The sequence below is a fragment of the Bradyrhizobium sp. USDA 4502 genome (assembly GCF_054063355.1).
Window position 1 is genome coordinate 3,253,743 of the sequence record NZ_JBSSGF010000001.1, and the last position, 13,706, is coordinate 3,267,448.

Here is a 13,706-nt window from a genome sequence, read left to right on the forward strand (position 1 = left end):
TTAGCGTTCAATAGTGCCGATACGGCGGATCTTCTTCTGCAGCAGCAGCACACCGTAGAGCAGCGCTTCCGCCGTGGGCGGGCAGCCGGGCACGTAGATGTCGATCGGCACGATGCGATCGCAGCCACGCACCACCGAATAGGAGTAGTGATAGTAGCCGCCGCCATTGGCGCAGGAGCCCATCGAGATGACGTAGCGCGGCTCCGGCATCTGGTCGTAGACCTTGCGCAGCGCGGGCGCCATCTTGTTGGTCAGGGTGCCCGCAACGATCATCACGTCGGACTGCCGCGGCGAGGCGCGCGGTGCGAAGCCGAAGCGTTCGACGTCATAGCGCGGCATCGAGACCTGCATCATCTCGACCGCACAGCAGGCCAGACCGAAGGTCATCCACATCAGGGAGCCGGTGCGCGCCCAGGTGATGAGGTCATCGGCCGCGGCGACGAAGAAGCCCTTGTCGGACAGCTCGTGATTCACCTCAAGGAAAAACGGATCGTTGGCGCCGACCGGCTTGCCGGTCGACGGATCAAGAATACCCTTCGGAGCCATGGCGATCTCAGATTTGGCAATCGCCGGCTGGGAGGTTGCGGCGGTGGGGCTCAATCCCATTCGAGCGCGCCTTTCTTCCATTCATACGCAAACCCGACCGTCAGCACGGCCAGGAACACCATCATCGACCAGAACCCGGTGGCGCCGAGCTTTCCGAACGCCACGGCCCAGGGGAACAGGAACGCCACTTCGAGGTCGAAGATGATGAAGAGGATCGCCACCAGATAGAAGCGGACGTCGAACTTCATGCGGGCGTCGTCAAAAGCGTTGAATCCGCATTCATAGGCGGACAGCTTTTCCGGGTCCGGCGATTGGAACGCGACCAGGAACGGCGCGATCAGGAGTGCCAGACCGATCAGGCTCGCGACTCCGATAAAGACCACAAGTGGGAGATAATTCTGCAGGATGCCGGTCATCGGCGAGGCCTTCTTGCTGCGGTTTCGGACGTGCCGCAGATTCGTTGATTGGAATTGTTCTTGAGGCTTTAGCGCAGCGCAACAGAGGGCGCAAGACAAGCTATTTTGACGCTTTTACCGTCCTTCCCGCGGGCTCTTGGCCTCATCAGGCGGATGCGCTTGCCTCCATGGGCAACGCCGCGGCGGCCATCCGGTGCCCTGCGCTCTCCCCATATCAGCCCAGCCCCCGCTCGGCGGCGAGCATCTCGGCGGCGGTCAGGGTGAGCCGATCGATGTGTCCGAGCAGCAGCTCAAGATCCCCCGGCGCAAGCTGTTCCAGCAGGTGCCGGTTTCGCTCCTGCGCGCCGGCCACGATGGCATCATGGGCGGCCAGGCCGGCCTTGGTGAGAGAGACCAGGGTCTCCCGGTTGTCGCGCGGATTGGCCGCCTTCGCCACCAGCTTGCGCGCCACGAGCTCGGCGAGCGCCCGGCTGATCTGCCCCTTGTCCATGCCGACGGCCTCGGCGAGCCGCACCACACTCATCGGCGGCCGCCGGCCGAGCGAGGCGACCAGACCGAACTCGACCGAGGACAGGCCGGTCAGGCGCTTGTAGCGCAGCATCGCGCCGCGCCTGAGCAGGTTCGCCAGCACCATCAGCCGCGACGACATCATCGCGGTGATCGGTGCCAGTTCGGAATCGACAACGGCCTCCGGCGGCAAGGCCCTCTCAGTCCTGAGCTTCTCGGTCATCACCAACCTCTGCCAACAAAGCCGCGCGCTGCCAAGCTTAACGATATCGTTGACATTGTCATCGATATATCGTTGACTTGGTCAACGATAGATCAGCCGCCGGCGCCAGACCAGCGGCGGGGGAGGACAACATGACGATCACCCAGCGGGACCGCGATCTCGGCACGGCCTATGCGATGAAGCCGTCGAGCACCCGGACCGAGCTCACCTCGGTCGGCCGCGGCACGCCGATGGGCGAGCTGTTGCGCCGGTATTGGCACCCGGTCGGCCTCACCGGTGACGCCTCCGATATCCCCAGAAAAGTCCGCGCACTTGGCGAAGACCTGATCCTGTTCCGCGACCGGCATGGCCGGGCCGGCCTGCTACATGCGCGCTGCTGCCACCGCGGCACCACGCTCTATTACGGCAAGGTCGAGGAAGACGGTATCCGCTGCTGCTATCACGGCTGGAAATTCGACACCGAGGGCCGCTGCCTCGAACAACCCTGCGAGCCCGACGGCGGCCTGTTCAAGGACAAGGTGCGCCAGCCCTGGTATCCGGTGCAGGAACGCTACGGCCTGATCTTCGCCTATATGGGGCCGGCCGAGAAAAGGCCGGTGCTGCCGCGCTACGAGTGCCTGGAAAACATGGACGACGGCGAGTTCGTCGAGGCCGACGATTCCTCGATCGGCGGCGGCGGCCCTGCCGTGATCCCCTGCAACTGGCTGCAGCATTTCGAGAACGTCGCCGACCCCTACCATGTGCCGGTGCTGCACGGCTCGTTCTCAGGGCCGCAGTTCACCAACATGATGGCCTCGATGCCCGAAGTGAAGTTCGAGATGTCGCCGCGCGGCGTCGCGGTGCGCTCGATCCGCAGGCAGGACGACGGCAAGGTGTTCTATCGCGTCACCGAGGCCGCCCTCCCCACACTCCGCGTCGTGCCCAATCCGCGCGTCGCGCAGTTCGCGCGCGTCGAATCGATCGGCTGGACCTTGCCGATCGACGACACCTCGTTTCGCATCTACGTCGCCGGCCGGGTCAAGAACGCGGGCGATATCGGGCGGATGCGCTCGAAGTTCAACGGCAAGTTCTGGTGGGACATGACCGAGGCCGAGCACCAGCAATTTCCCGGCGACTACGAGGCCCAGGTCGGCCAGGGCGCGGTGACGATCCATTCCGAAGAGCATTTTGGCCAGAGCGACCGCGGCATCCTGATGATCCGCCGGATGCTCGCTGAGCAGCTCGAGGCCATGGCCGCCGGCCGCGACCCGATCGGGGTGTCGTTCGACGCCGACACGAGGCCGGTCGAATTCGAGGCAGGGAATTACAGCCGCGAGGCGTAAGGCCCGCGCGCAAGCAACAACAATAAAGAATATCCGGGGGGAGGAAGTCATGGTCGATGTCGCACCGCAAGCGGCCGCGCCAACCCAAGCTGCGGCCGCGCCCTCGGCGCGCCGCTACTACGTCCTCGCCTTGCTCACGATCATCTACGCCCTCAACTTCCTCGACCGCACCATCTTCAACGTGCTGATCGAACCGATCAAGAAGGAGTTCACGCTCAGCGACACCACGATGGGCCTGCTCGCCGGGTTCGGTTTCGTGCTGTTCTATTCGCTGCTCGGCATTCCGATCGCGCGGATGGCCGATCGCCTCAACCGCCGCAACATCGTCGCGGTCGCCTTCGCGTTCTGGAGCGCGATGACCTATCTCTGCGGCCTCGCCTCCAGCGTCACGACGCTGGCCTTGGCCCGGGTCGGCGTCGGCATCGGGGAGTCGGCGGGCACGCCGGCCTCGCAATCGATGATCGCCGATCTGTTCGACAAGAACGAACGACCGCGCGCGCTCGGCATCTACGCGATCGGCACCTATCTCGGCGTCTTCCTCGGCTATTTCATCGGCGGCTATGTCAACCAGCACTATGGCTGGCGAATGGCCTTCTTCACCGCGGGCCTGCCCGGCATCGCGCTCGCCGCCGTGCTGTGGCTGACGATCACTGAGCCGAAGCGCGGCGCAATGGCCGAGAGCTTCAAGGCCGAGCCGATCGGGCCGACATTGCGTTTCCTGGTATCGCAGCCGAGCTTCGTCATCGTGCTGGTCGGCTTTTGTCTGACGACCTACACCAACTACGCCACCGCGGTGTGGATCCCGCCGTTCCTTGCGCGCATCCATCACCTCACCAGCGCCGAGATCGGCACCTATGCTGGCACCTTCAAGGGTCTCGCCGGCATGGCGGGCACGCTGATCGGTGGCATCGTGGTGGCGCAGATCGGCCGTCGCGACGACCGCTGGAAGCTGTGGGCGCCCGCGATCATGTCCGGCCTCGCCGGCCCGGTGTTCGCGCTGTGCATGCTGACGCAAAACTTCACGCTGATGGTCGCGACCCTGGCGCTGACCTCGTTCATGGTCGGCTTCCATCTCGGCCCGATCTTCGCGATCGCGCAGACGGTGGCAAAACCCAGCATGCGCGCGCTGGCCTCGGCGATCGTGCTGTTGACCGCCACCTGCTTCGGCCAGGGCGTCGGCCCCCTCGCCGTCGGCATGATCAACGACGCGCTGAAGGGCACCTACGGTGTCGATGCGGTTCGCTACTCGCTGCTGTCGGCCGCGCTCACGACGACGCTCGGTGCCCTGCTGTTCGTGTTGGCGGCACGCGCGATCCGCGCCGACATCGCGCGCGCGAGCTAGCACCCGTCTCAGCCGAGCCGGCGCGTGATGACAGGCGGCGCTCACGTTAGCTTTCCCGTATATTTCTCCAACGCCGCCCAGGCGTCCGCGCCGTAGGTCTTCTGCCACTGCGTGTAGAAGCCGGCCTTCACCAACGCGGCCCTGAACTGCACCGGATCGGGCTTGTTGAACGTCATGCCCTTTTCGGTCAGCTCGGCCTGCAGCGAGCGATCCATCTCGACCAGATCGGTGCGCTCCTTCACCGCCGCGGCGTCGAACGCGGCATTGATAAGCTCGAGCAGATCGGGCGGCAGGCCGGCCATCGCGCGGCGGTTGCCGAGGATCCAGTAACCGCTCCAGCAATGGTTCGAGAGCGCGCAGAATTTCTGCACCTCGTAGAGCTTGCCGGTCAAAACCTGCGCCAGCGGGTTCTCCTGCCCTTCGACGATGTGGGTCTGCAGCGCCGAATAGAGTTCGCTGTAGGAGATGCTCGACGGCAGCGCACCGAGCCCTGAGAACAGCGACGTCAGCAATGCCGTCACCGGCACGCGGATCTTGAAACCCTTGAGATCGTCGACGCTGTTGAGCTGCCGGCTCGACGACGAGGTGATCTGGCGGAAGCCGTTGTCCCAGGCCTTCTTGAGCGGCACGACGCCGGTCTTCGTGATCGCCTCGCGCACGAGGTCGCCGACGCCGCCGTCCATCGCCGCCCAGACCTGGTCGTAAGACTGGAAGGCAAAGCCGATGCTGGGCAGCCCCGATAGCGGCACCAGCGTCGACAGCGTCATGCTGGGCGCCGCCAACAGCTCGATCCCGCCGGCGCGGACCTGCGACAGCATCTCCGGATCGCCGCCGAGCTGGCTGTTGGCGAACACCGTGATGTTGACCCGGCCGGACGACTGGGCGCCGACCGCCTTGGCAGCCTCAGTCAGGCGGATTGTTAGCGGATGGGTTTCCGGAGTGTTGACACCGAGTTTGAAGTCGAACTCGGCCGCCGCAACGGCGCGCTTACCAAACATCGTGGCGGCGAGTGCCGCGGAGCCGGTTCCAAGCACCCGGCGCCGGGTTAGTCTCATTGTTTTCATTATTGTTTTTCTCCCAAGCGCATTTCCGCGCCTGGGGCAGTTTTAGCCGGCCGGCAGTGTGACGCAAGGCACGGTGAAACCAATCCGCCCGTGGCACGAAACCATTTCCCGGAACTCACGAAACGATCCGGAAACAGATGGGCCTTACCAGTACCTGCCATAGACGGCGCACAGACGCCCGGAGGCGACCATGAACCACTCGATCCATTCAGCTGACCGCGCGACCCATCTCAAGATTGTGGTGGTTGCCCTTATTGCGGGGATCGGGATCGCGGCGCTCGGCATTTCGGCCCGGAACAACGCGGATTTCGCCCAGACTGCCCAGACCACCCAGGTCATCAAGGCCGGCAAACCGGTGGCGATCACCTCGTCGGGCACCTCGACGGTCCGCTAAAGATTTCTGCTGGCTTCCACAGGTAAGACGGCCGCCCTCGGGCGGCCTTTTTTGTTGGTCCTGATCGTCTCAAGCTCGGACCAGCATGGTGTGGCCTTTGCGAGCAAGTTCGGCTACGGCGACTGCAGGACCATCGAGACCGGGGCGCGCGCCATAGGCGTGTGCAACGTCGCAACCCGGCTGAGTGCCGCGAATGACTGAGCCTCGCCTCGCCGGCGACGACACTGCGAAGCCACAGGATGCTTCCCGCCCCGACGGGTCGCCCCCTTTGCTCGGCCTCCCGGCATCGCTGCCGCTGGTGCTCGACCTCGACGGCACGCTGATCACGGGCGACCTGCTCTATCTCAGCTTCTTCTCGATCCTGCGCCGCAATCCGCTGATCGTCGTGTCATGCGCCGCCTGGCTGACGCGCGGCCGCGCGGCGCTGAAGCGCCGGCTCGCACAGCGCCAGCGCATCGACTGGAGCCGGATCGAACTGCACCAGGACGTCGTCGCATTGGCTGAGCGCGAGAACGTGGCCGGCCGCCGCATCGTGCTGGCAACCGCGGCCGACGCGCTGCTCGCACACAAGCTGGCGTCGCGTCTGCCTTGGATCGACCAGGTGCTTGCCTCCGACGGCGAACATAATCTCAAGGGCGCCAACAAGGCCGACCTGTTGCGGAAGACATTCCCCGGGGGCTTCATCTACGCCGGCGACAGCGCCTCCGACCTCGCGGTCTGGGCCCACGCCGCCGGCATCATCACCGTCAATGCCCGCGATGCCGTGCGCGCCGCCGCGGCAGGGCTCGGCAGGCCGACGCTGCATCTGCAGGGCCGCGCGGCCGCGGCGAAATCTTAACCGCGCCCTAACGCGGTTGTTCGATTGCAATCCGCTCCGCGACCCCAGTCTTAAAAGTTGCCCGGCTAAGGTCGGCGTCAACAAAGGCGCAGGCCACAATGAATTTGCAGCAGCAAGTAATTTCAACCGGCTTCAAGATCATCTGCACGGATTGCGGCAGCCTGGCGATCAAGGTCGCCGATCCGGCGCATGCATCCGGCGACACCATCATCGAATGCCGCCGCTGCAACGCTGTGCGCGGCACGGTGGCGGACCTGCACAATTTGGCGCGGCGCGGCCGCGACCTATTCGAATTCTAACCGCGGCCCCGTCAATGCTGTCAGACCCGAAGGCGACTACGCAGAGCGACGTTCCCTTGGACACGGTCTGGTCGATCCTCGAAGCCGCCAACGAATTGGGCGACACCCACACGGTTGACGCCTGTCGCCGCATCATCGACGCCAATTTGCGCGGCGATGCGCCGGGACAATCCGACCTCAACGCGGTCGCCGCATTCTTTGCCTGATCAAGGCAAGGTGTTGCCGTTGTGTGAATTCAATAGGGCATCGCGGTGACGAATGGCCAGGCAGAAACATAACAACACAGACCGAGATATTGCTTAACTTGCTTCGTCCAGGGCCGACCGGCTAGCTGCCTGGCAGCTTTCGGATTCGGACGGACCGATGACATTGACGCGCGATGACCTGGTTGTCGGGATCACCATCCCCGGGTTCTTCGTCCTCAGCGTCGCCTCGATGATCGCCTGCGGGCACGCATTTCCGGCGATGCATGTCTGGCGATCCGGCATCAACGCGCAAGCCGTCCTCGGCACCGCCATCATGGTCGCGTTCGTCCCGGCGTTCGTCGCGGTACGATTCAGCTTCGGTTATCTGGTCGGCTTCTCGCTGCTGTCAGCCGTGTTCGGCTTCGTCTGGCTCAGCTTCTTCAGCGCGTTCGACTATCCGCACGCCATCGCCCGCTGGGCCATGATCGCCGCGCTGGCCGCAGCGATGATCCCTCTGATGTTACAGAACATCCCGGTTTGGCGGCCCGATTTGTCCGAAGCGGCCGTCAAGCGCATCGCGGTTCTGCTACTGGCGTCGTGCCTTGCCGTGCTGATCGGCGACATCTCCTACGGGGCCAATCTTGGCGATCCCTATGGCGCAGCCCGCACCGCCGTGGTGCGGCCGGCCCTAATGAACTATCTCACCGGGATCATGATCGGCGCGGTCCTGCCCTACCTGTTCGCGCATTTCGCATCGCGCAGGCGGTGGATGCCGGCGGCCGGGGTGCTGCTGCTTGCGCTTTGCTTTTATCCCGTCGTCAACAACAAGACCGTCCTGTTGCTGCCGATCTGGCTGCCGTTTCTGTTCTGGCTGTACGGCCGGTTCGACCCGCGGCTGGCCACGGTGCTCGCATTTCTGATCCCGATGATCGTCGGCCTTTTGGCTTTCGCCATTCTCGTCGCCGACAAGACCTACATCGTGTTCAGCACCATCAATCTGCGCTTCGTCGCGATCCCGTCGCTCGCGCTCGATCAATACGCCGACTTCTTCGCGCACCGCGAGCACACCCGGTTCTGCCAGATCACCGTCCTGCGATACATGGCCGCCTGCCCGTACGGCGAGCTTGGCCCGACCCTCGGAGCGATTTATCAGGACGGCAATTTCAACGCGTCCTTCCTCGCCACCGAGGGCATCGCATCGGTCGGTCTTGCGCTCGCCCCGGTGTCGGCTTTCGTCTGTGGTCTGATCCTGTCAGTGGGATCGATGGTCTCAAAGCACCTGTCGCCGCGCTTCATCGCGGTTTCGTCGGGCATCGCAGTTCAGGCGATCATGAACGTGCCGCTCACGACAGGCCTGCTGTCGAACGGGATAGCACTGCTGTTCCTGCTGTGGTGGCTGACGCCCGAACAGCGCGTGGCATTATCGGTCAGGCCCGAGCAGGCCGCTCAACCGGTCAGCGTTGTCGGCCTCGCGGCGTCCTGAGCTGTCGCGGCAGTCGCCAGGTGCAGTGAACAGGAGGGAGGCAACTCGTTATGGCACCGGTCCACAGGGACCAATGGTTTCGGGCCAAACACGCTGCTAAGTCATTGAAATGAATGGCGCGAGAGACGGGACTCGAACCCGCGGCCTCCGCCGTGACAGGGCGGCGCTCTAACCAACTGAGCTACTCCCGCGGATGCCGATCGTCGGATTGATCCGCGCAGGACCGAGGGCATAAAGGCCCGCATCCGGTTAGTCAAGGACGTTGCGGATCCCTGCACAGCGTCGGCATTTTCGCGGCGCGTACGCGGGTTGTCGCCTGTTTTCAGGGGAAACGGCGTAGTCAGCGAAGCCCCGAATCAAATAAGGCCTGATACGTCTGGGTTTCCTGTGGCCGGCCCGGCGCTGCCCGTTCCCGGAACCGGCGGTTTTCAGGACTTTTCCGGACGCATTTTCCCGACGCGAACGGCGCGCCATTCGCGTGAAAAGCAGCAATCCAGCCATTCAGCAACGAGGAGGGCCAGACATGGCGAAGAAAGCAGCGACACCGGCGACGATCACGCTGAAGCATTTGGCGGCGGCCATCGCCGAGGAGCAGGAGCTGTCCAAGAAGCAGGCCGAGGCGATCCTGACCGATATGGTCACCAGGATCACCAAGCACCTCAAGAAGGGCGAGCGCATCAGGATCGTTGGCCTCGGCATCCTCCAGGTCCGCAAGCGCGCCGCCCGCATGGGCCGCAACCCCGCGACTGGCGAACAGATCCATATCAAGGCCAGCAAGAAGGTCGCCTTCCGCGCCGCCAAGGAGCTGAAGGAAGCCGTCTAGCGCCTACTCTCTCCGTTAAGACAAAGCGCCATTCCGGCTCGTGACGCGGCCCCGGAGTGGCGCTTTTCTGTTATAGGATTGTCCTTCGAAACTCGCCTTGACGCGGTTTGCTCGCGCGAACCAACTTCGCCAAAGCGCATTGTTCCTTTCTCCAGTTTTTTGCGCGGTTTTCATGCTGGCACCGGCTCTCGACTTCAAACACACCGTCACCGAGCGCTTCCTGCGCTATGTCGTGATCGACACCCAGTCCGATCCGGATTCACCCACCACGCCTTCCACCGAGAAGCAGAAGAATCTCGGGCGCCTGCTGGTCGCCGAGCTGCAGGCGATGGGGATATCCGACGCGCATCTTGATCCGCACGGATACGTCTATGCGACGATCCCGGCCAACACCGACAAGACAGTGCCGGTGATCTGCTTCTGCTCGCACATGGACACCTCTCCCGACTGCACCGGCAAGAACGTCAAGCCGCAGGTCGTGAAGAACTATCGGGGCGGCGACATCGTGCTTCCCGCCGATGCCTCGCAGGTGATCCGCCCCGCCGAGCACGAAGCGCTAGCCGACCAGATCGGCAACGACATCATCACCACCGACGGCACCACCCTGCTCGGCGCCGACAACAAGGCGGGCCTTGCCGAGATCATGGGTGCCGCGCATTTCCTGATCACCAATCCGCAGGTCAAGCACGGCACCATCAAGATCCTGTTCACGCCGGACGAGGAGATCGGCCGCGGCGTCGACAAGGTCGACCTCAAGAAGCTGGGGGCCGATTTCGGCTACACCATGGATGGCGAGACCGCCGGCCATATCGAGGACGAGACCTTCTCGGCCGACGGCGCCAGCATCATCATCGAAGGCGTCGCGACCCATCCGGGCTTCGCCAAGGGCAAGATGGAGCACGCAATCAAGATCGCCGCCGCGATCGTCGATCGCCTGCCCAAGGACACCTGCTCGCCCGAGACCACCGAGGGCAAGGAGGGCTTCCTGCATCCGGTCGCGATCTCCGGCGCGCTGGAGAACGCGCGGATCGACTTCATCGTGCGCGATTTCACCGAGGCTGGCCTGAAGCAGAAGGAATCGCTGCTGGAAGACATCGTGAAGGACGTCATGAAGGGCTATCCGCGCTCGACTTACCGCATGGAGGTCAAGCAGCAGTACCGCAACATGAAGGATGTGATCGATCGCCACCCGCAGATCGTGGCCTATGCGATCGAGGCGATCGAGCGCGCCGGTCTCACGCCGGTGAAGACCTCGATCCGCGGCGGCACGGACGGCTCGCGGCTGTCCTTTATGGGACTGCCCTGCCCGAACATCTTCGCCGGCGAGCACGCGTTCCATTCGCGGCTCGAATGGGTCAGCCGGCAGGACATGGAGAAGGCCGTGCAGACCATCGTGCACCTGGCGATGATCTGGGAAGAGAAGGCCTGATCAGGCCCGCGCGGTCACGATCCAGATCGCGCCGGGCAGCAGCACCGCATCGCCCTTGACAAACGGCGCCAGCGCCTCGCGCATCGAGGCGATCGCCGCAGCGCGCACCTCATCAGGGTGCCCTTCCAGCGCGCGGCTGGCCGGCCCGATCTCGAGCGCGCCCTGGATCGCGGCATCGATGCCGCGCCCGGTCGCGACATCAAGCTCAACCCGGCACGGCTCCATGGCAATGCCGGAGAAGCCGGCTTCGCCCAGGATCCGCTTCACCCGGGCCTCGGAGGCGAACGCGAACGGGCCGGGATCCTCGGGCCCTAGCGGCGGCAGTTTCGGCACGTGCTTGTAGACGGCAGCAAGCGGCGTCATGAAGAACGGATTTTCACGCGGCTCCTGCCAGCAGGCGAAGGCGAGACGGCCGGTCGGCTTCATCGCCTTGCGCAGATTGGCGAACGACACCACGGGATCGGCAAAGAACATCACGCCAAAGCGCGAGGCCAACAGATCGAAGCTCTCGCTGACAAACGGATAGACGGTCGCATCGGCCAGCGCGAACTCGACCGGCAAACCCTGCGGCGCGCTCTGCCGCGCCCGCGTCAGCATCGGCTCCGAGACATCGACGCCGAGCACGTGGCCAGCGGGCGCGACCTTGGCCGCCAGCGCGAAGCTCGAGGCACCGCTGCCACAGCCGACATCGACGACGCGTTCGCCGGCTTTCGGCGCAGCGCGATCGATCAGGAGGTCGAGCACCGGTTGCAGCACGATGTCCTGCGCGGCCTGCCGTGTGGCCCAGCGCTGACCGCCCGGCCCGTTCCAGTATGCGATCTGATCGGCGTTTTGCGGGTGGCCTGCGTTCATGCGATCCAAACCTTCTCAGGAACCTTCTGTCGTCTCACGTTTGGGTATGCTCTTTCGGAAAACCGCTTCGCACTTTTCCGGATCTTGCCCTAGCAAGTCTCGCGCGTCGCGGCGCGCAGCATCGGCATCAGCTGATAGGTGAATCCGGCATCCGCCTTGGTGACGGGATCGTTGGCGACGATCTCCTGCGGATCGGCGTCGTCGGGCAGTTGCAGCACGCCGAGGCCCCAGACGCCGGCCGGATCGGCGACCGGTCCGAACACCAGCGCCTTGCCGGCCTGCAGCAGTTCGCCGCAATAGGCGACGTGCGCCTGCATGATGGCGGCTTCCTGCGACGTCATGTCCTGCGGAAAGGTCGGGCGCGGTCCGGTCAATTTGCAGACGTAGTATTTCATCGACCTGATCCGCGCTCGGAGATTATTTGGCGGCTGCGCTCGTGGGCTTGGCCGGCTTCGGCTTCGCGGCATTCGCCTTGGGCGCGCCCTGCCCGTCACTGCGCGCGATGCCCCAGGGATCGGTCGGCTTCTGATCCGGCACACCGCTGAGCGCACGCTGATAGGCTCGCTGCTGGCGCGCCTCGTTGGCCGCATCGGCCGGCGACTTCTCGACCTCTTCGCGATAGCGCTGAACGTGATCCGACTGTGCGAATGCGGGTCCGGCAATCATGGTGAGAAGAAAAATCGCGGCGAGTTTGCGCATGCATCAAGTTCCCGGTTAGGCGGACAGAATAGCATCGCTGCAGCGTCGGCATCAAATCTGAGCGCGTGACTTTCGGCACCTTTCGCACCATCGGGGATCGAATGACATTCGGCACGCCAGCGCGGAGCAAGCGCGGTCCCGGCCACCCCATGAGACTAACTACCCCACGGCCGGGATCGCGCCCTCTCCGCGCGTTCACCGAGAGCCGTGCAATGGCCTTGCTCCGTAGGGCTCATCAACCAGAGGCCGCTTTGCAGCTCGTGAAACACCGCGCCACCGTCATCCTGCGCGAGCATGTGCAAGCGGAGGCCGAGCTGGTCGGACGAGCCGCGGTTCTCACCGATGGAACCGCAGGGACCGTCGAGGGCGTGTTTCTGGACGAATCTCATGGGTTGCGCATCTCGATCAAGGGCCACATCGGGAAGTGGCCGATCGCGACCATCAGGATGCTTCAGCCATAGGGCTGGATCCAAAACGGGGAAGCACGCCCGCACATTCAGGCAGCCGGTCCGCCTGCGCTCTTCGAGCTTCGGTGCGACAGCCTTCGCCCTGCGAACCGAACAAGCGGATGAATTCGTGCTCAAAGGCTGGTAGGCGGCGAGAGATTCGAACTCCCGACCCTCTCGGTGTAAACGAGATGCTCTAACCAGCTGAGCTAGCCGCCCTTACCTGCGCGCCTCTTTAGCCTCGCCTGCCCCCGAGGCGCAAGGCCGCAACACCTCAATCCGTCAGCTCCAGTCCTTGGGGTGCGCTGGCAATTCCTTGAGATCATTGATCCATGGCGCAGCGGAGCGGCACCAGACCTGGCGTCGCGGGGTCAATTGGCCGCGCTGGCGAATGCTGCCCCAGCGGATGCCCCAGTCGTCGGGCCCGCCGTCCTCGCCGCTCGTAAACAGCGGCGAACCGCAATCGCCGCAAAAGTGCTGGAAGCGGATTCGGCCGTTGTCGCCCCGCTTGCCGTAGACCTTCGGCGCACCTCCGGTCAGCCGCACCTGTTCGGCGTCGCAGATCACCGTGACGCGGTAGGGCGAGCCGGTCAGCGCCTGGCAGTCCGTGCAATGGCAGATCGAGACCCGTTCCGGGTCGATCTCGGCCTGATAGGTGATAGCCCCGCAATGGCATTGCCCGTCGATACGCATGTAGCGCTCTCCAATTCCGTCAAACCAAGCAACCGCCGTGGGCGCGGTTCCATCGTCCAGGGCCCTGGCTCTCGGCCCACCTCCCTTAACGGAGCAACGTGGTATCCCATAGCCGCCTTGTTTGGGATACCAAATCGGGATACGA

Annotated in this window: 18 protein-coding genes and 2 tRNA genes; 10 read left to right on the plus strand and 10 right to left on the minus strand. The window is 64.3% G+C overall.

The window, feature by feature from the left end; all coding sequences use genetic code 11:
* The 3 genes from ACVW1B_RS14890 to ACVW1B_RS14900 all read right to left on the minus strand — a co-directional run bounded on the left by ACVW1B_RS14890 (position 1) and on the right by ACVW1B_RS14900 (position 1,692).
* Complete coding sequence (locus ACVW1B_RS14890) at positions 1-546, minus strand: NuoB/complex I 20 kDa subunit family protein (RefSeq protein ID WP_018271859.1); 546 nt, start codon at positions 544-546, stop codon at positions 1-3.
* Between the two features lie 50 nt (positions 547-596).
* Positions 597-962 carry an NADH-quinone oxidoreductase subunit A gene (locus ACVW1B_RS14895; RefSeq protein WP_018271860.1) on the minus strand — a complete coding sequence of 122 codons (366 nt, stop codon included), beginning with the start codon at positions 960-962 and terminating at the stop codon, positions 597-599.
* A 214-nt stretch (positions 963-1,176) separates the two neighbouring features.
* On the minus strand, positions 1,177-1,692 hold the full coding sequence (locus tag ACVW1B_RS14900; RefSeq protein WP_057016467.1) for a MarR family winged helix-turn-helix transcriptional regulator: 516 nt from the start codon (positions 1,690-1,692) through the stop codon (positions 1,177-1,179).
* Positions 1,693-1,823: 131 nt separating this feature from the next.
* Between ACVW1B_RS14900 and ACVW1B_RS14905 the strand changes: the two genes are divergently transcribed.
* Both ACVW1B_RS14905 and ACVW1B_RS14910 read left to right on the plus strand, forming a co-directional pair.
* On the plus strand, positions 1,824-3,014 hold the full coding sequence (locus tag ACVW1B_RS14905) for a Rieske 2Fe-2S domain-containing protein (protein WP_456821724.1): 1,191 nt from the start codon (positions 1,824-1,826) through the stop codon (positions 3,012-3,014).
* Positions 3,015-3,063: 49 nt separating this feature from the next.
* Positions 3,064-4,356 carry a spinster family MFS transporter gene (locus ACVW1B_RS14910; RefSeq protein WP_456821725.1) on the plus strand — a complete coding sequence of 431 codons (1,293 nt, stop codon included), beginning with the start codon at positions 3,064-3,066 and terminating at the stop codon, positions 4,354-4,356.
* A 41-nt stretch (positions 4,357-4,397) separates the two neighbouring features.
* On the opposite strand, the gene ACVW1B_RS14915 is transcribed toward ACVW1B_RS14910, so the two are convergent.
* A complete protein-coding gene (locus ACVW1B_RS14915) occupies positions 4,398-5,411 on the minus strand; it encodes a TRAP transporter substrate-binding protein (RefSeq protein WP_456823031.1) in 1,014 nt (337 codons plus the stop codon).
* Between the two features lie 199 nt (positions 5,412-5,610).
* Here ACVW1B_RS14915 and ACVW1B_RS14920 point away from each other — a divergent pair, with 199 nt between their 5' ends.
* The 5 genes from ACVW1B_RS14920 (at position 5,611) to ACVW1B_RS14940 (ending at position 8,619) form a co-directional block, all read left to right on the plus strand.
* Positions 5,611-5,814 carry a hypothetical protein gene (locus tag ACVW1B_RS14920; RefSeq protein ID WP_253608454.1) on the plus strand — a complete coding sequence of 68 codons (204 nt, stop codon included), beginning with the start codon at positions 5,611-5,613 and terminating at the stop codon, positions 5,812-5,814.
* Between the two features lie 193 nt (positions 5,815-6,007).
* The gene (locus tag ACVW1B_RS14925; protein ID WP_456821726.1) at positions 6,008-6,652 is read left to right on the plus strand and encodes a haloacid dehalogenase-like hydrolase; all 645 of its coding nucleotides are present in this window, start codon (positions 6,008-6,010) and stop codon (positions 6,650-6,652) included.
* Between the two features lie 98 nt (positions 6,653-6,750).
* Positions 6,751-6,951, plus strand: a complete 201-nt coding sequence (locus tag ACVW1B_RS14930) for a hypothetical protein (protein WP_028333962.1) — start codon at positions 6,751-6,753, stop codon at positions 6,949-6,951.
* A 56-nt stretch (positions 6,952-7,007) separates the two neighbouring features.
* Positions 7,008-7,157: a hypothetical protein gene (locus tag ACVW1B_RS14935; RefSeq protein WP_456780447.1), complete on the plus strand. Its 150-nt coding sequence runs from the start codon at positions 7,008-7,010 to the stop codon at positions 7,155-7,157.
* A gap of 157 nt (positions 7,158-7,314) precedes the next feature.
* The gene (locus ACVW1B_RS14940) at positions 7,315-8,619 is read left to right on the plus strand and encodes a hypothetical protein (RefSeq protein WP_456821727.1); all 1,305 of its coding nucleotides are present in this window, start codon (positions 7,315-7,317) and stop codon (positions 8,617-8,619) included.
* Between the two features lie 114 nt (positions 8,620-8,733).
* On the opposite strand, the gene ACVW1B_RS14945 is transcribed toward ACVW1B_RS14940, so the two are convergent.
* Positions 8,734-8,810: transfer RNA gene (locus ACVW1B_RS14945), tRNA-Asp, on the minus strand.
* A gap of 308 nt (positions 8,811-9,118) precedes the next feature.
* Between ACVW1B_RS14945 and ACVW1B_RS14950 the strand changes: the two genes are divergently transcribed.
* Together ACVW1B_RS14950 and pepT are read left to right on the plus strand one after the other, a co-directional pair.
* Positions 9,119-9,442 (plus strand): HU family DNA-binding protein, encoded by a 324-nt coding sequence (locus ACVW1B_RS14950; protein WP_259171327.1) that lies wholly within the window; start codon positions 9,119-9,121, stop codon positions 9,440-9,442.
* Positions 9,443-9,614: 172 nt separating this feature from the next.
* Positions 9,615-10,871, plus strand: a complete 1,257-nt coding sequence (gene pepT / locus ACVW1B_RS14955) for a peptidase T (RefSeq protein WP_253608450.1) — start codon at positions 9,615-9,617, stop codon at positions 10,869-10,871.
* On the opposite strand, the gene ACVW1B_RS14960 is transcribed toward pepT, so the two are convergent.
* The 3 genes from ACVW1B_RS14960 to ACVW1B_RS14970 all read right to left on the minus strand — a co-directional run bounded on the left by ACVW1B_RS14960 (position 10,872) and on the right by ACVW1B_RS14970 (position 12,422).
* Positions 10,872-11,723 (minus strand): class I SAM-dependent methyltransferase, encoded by an 852-nt coding sequence (locus ACVW1B_RS14960; protein ID WP_253608449.1) that lies wholly within the window; start codon positions 11,721-11,723, stop codon positions 10,872-10,874. It abuts the gene before it with no gap.
* An 89-nt stretch (positions 11,724-11,812) separates the two neighbouring features.
* Positions 11,813-12,118 (minus strand): YciI family protein, encoded by a 306-nt coding sequence (locus ACVW1B_RS14965; protein WP_253608448.1) that lies wholly within the window; start codon positions 12,116-12,118, stop codon positions 11,813-11,815.
* A gap of 22 nt (positions 12,119-12,140) precedes the next feature.
* Positions 12,141-12,422, minus strand: coding sequence for a hypothetical protein (locus ACVW1B_RS14970; RefSeq protein WP_038385060.1), 282 nt, complete (start codon positions 12,420-12,422; stop codon positions 12,141-12,143).
* 212 nt (positions 12,423-12,634) lie between these two features.
* Here ACVW1B_RS14970 and ACVW1B_RS14975 point away from each other — a divergent pair, with 212 nt between their 5' ends.
* Positions 12,635-12,883, plus strand: a complete 249-nt coding sequence (locus ACVW1B_RS14975) for a hypothetical protein (RefSeq protein WP_050384893.1) — start codon at positions 12,635-12,637, stop codon at positions 12,881-12,883.
* A 127-nt stretch (positions 12,884-13,010) separates the two neighbouring features.
* Here ACVW1B_RS14975 and ACVW1B_RS14980 read toward each other — a convergent pair.
* Both ACVW1B_RS14980 and ACVW1B_RS14985 read right to left on the minus strand, forming a co-directional pair.
* Positions 13,011-13,087: transfer RNA gene (locus ACVW1B_RS14980), tRNA-Val, on the minus strand.
* 63 nt (positions 13,088-13,150) lie between these two features.
* A complete protein-coding gene (locus ACVW1B_RS14985) occupies positions 13,151-13,561 on the minus strand; it encodes a GFA family protein (protein ID WP_076825336.1) in 411 nt (136 codons plus the stop codon).
* Positions 13,562-13,706 lie beyond the last annotated feature (145 nt).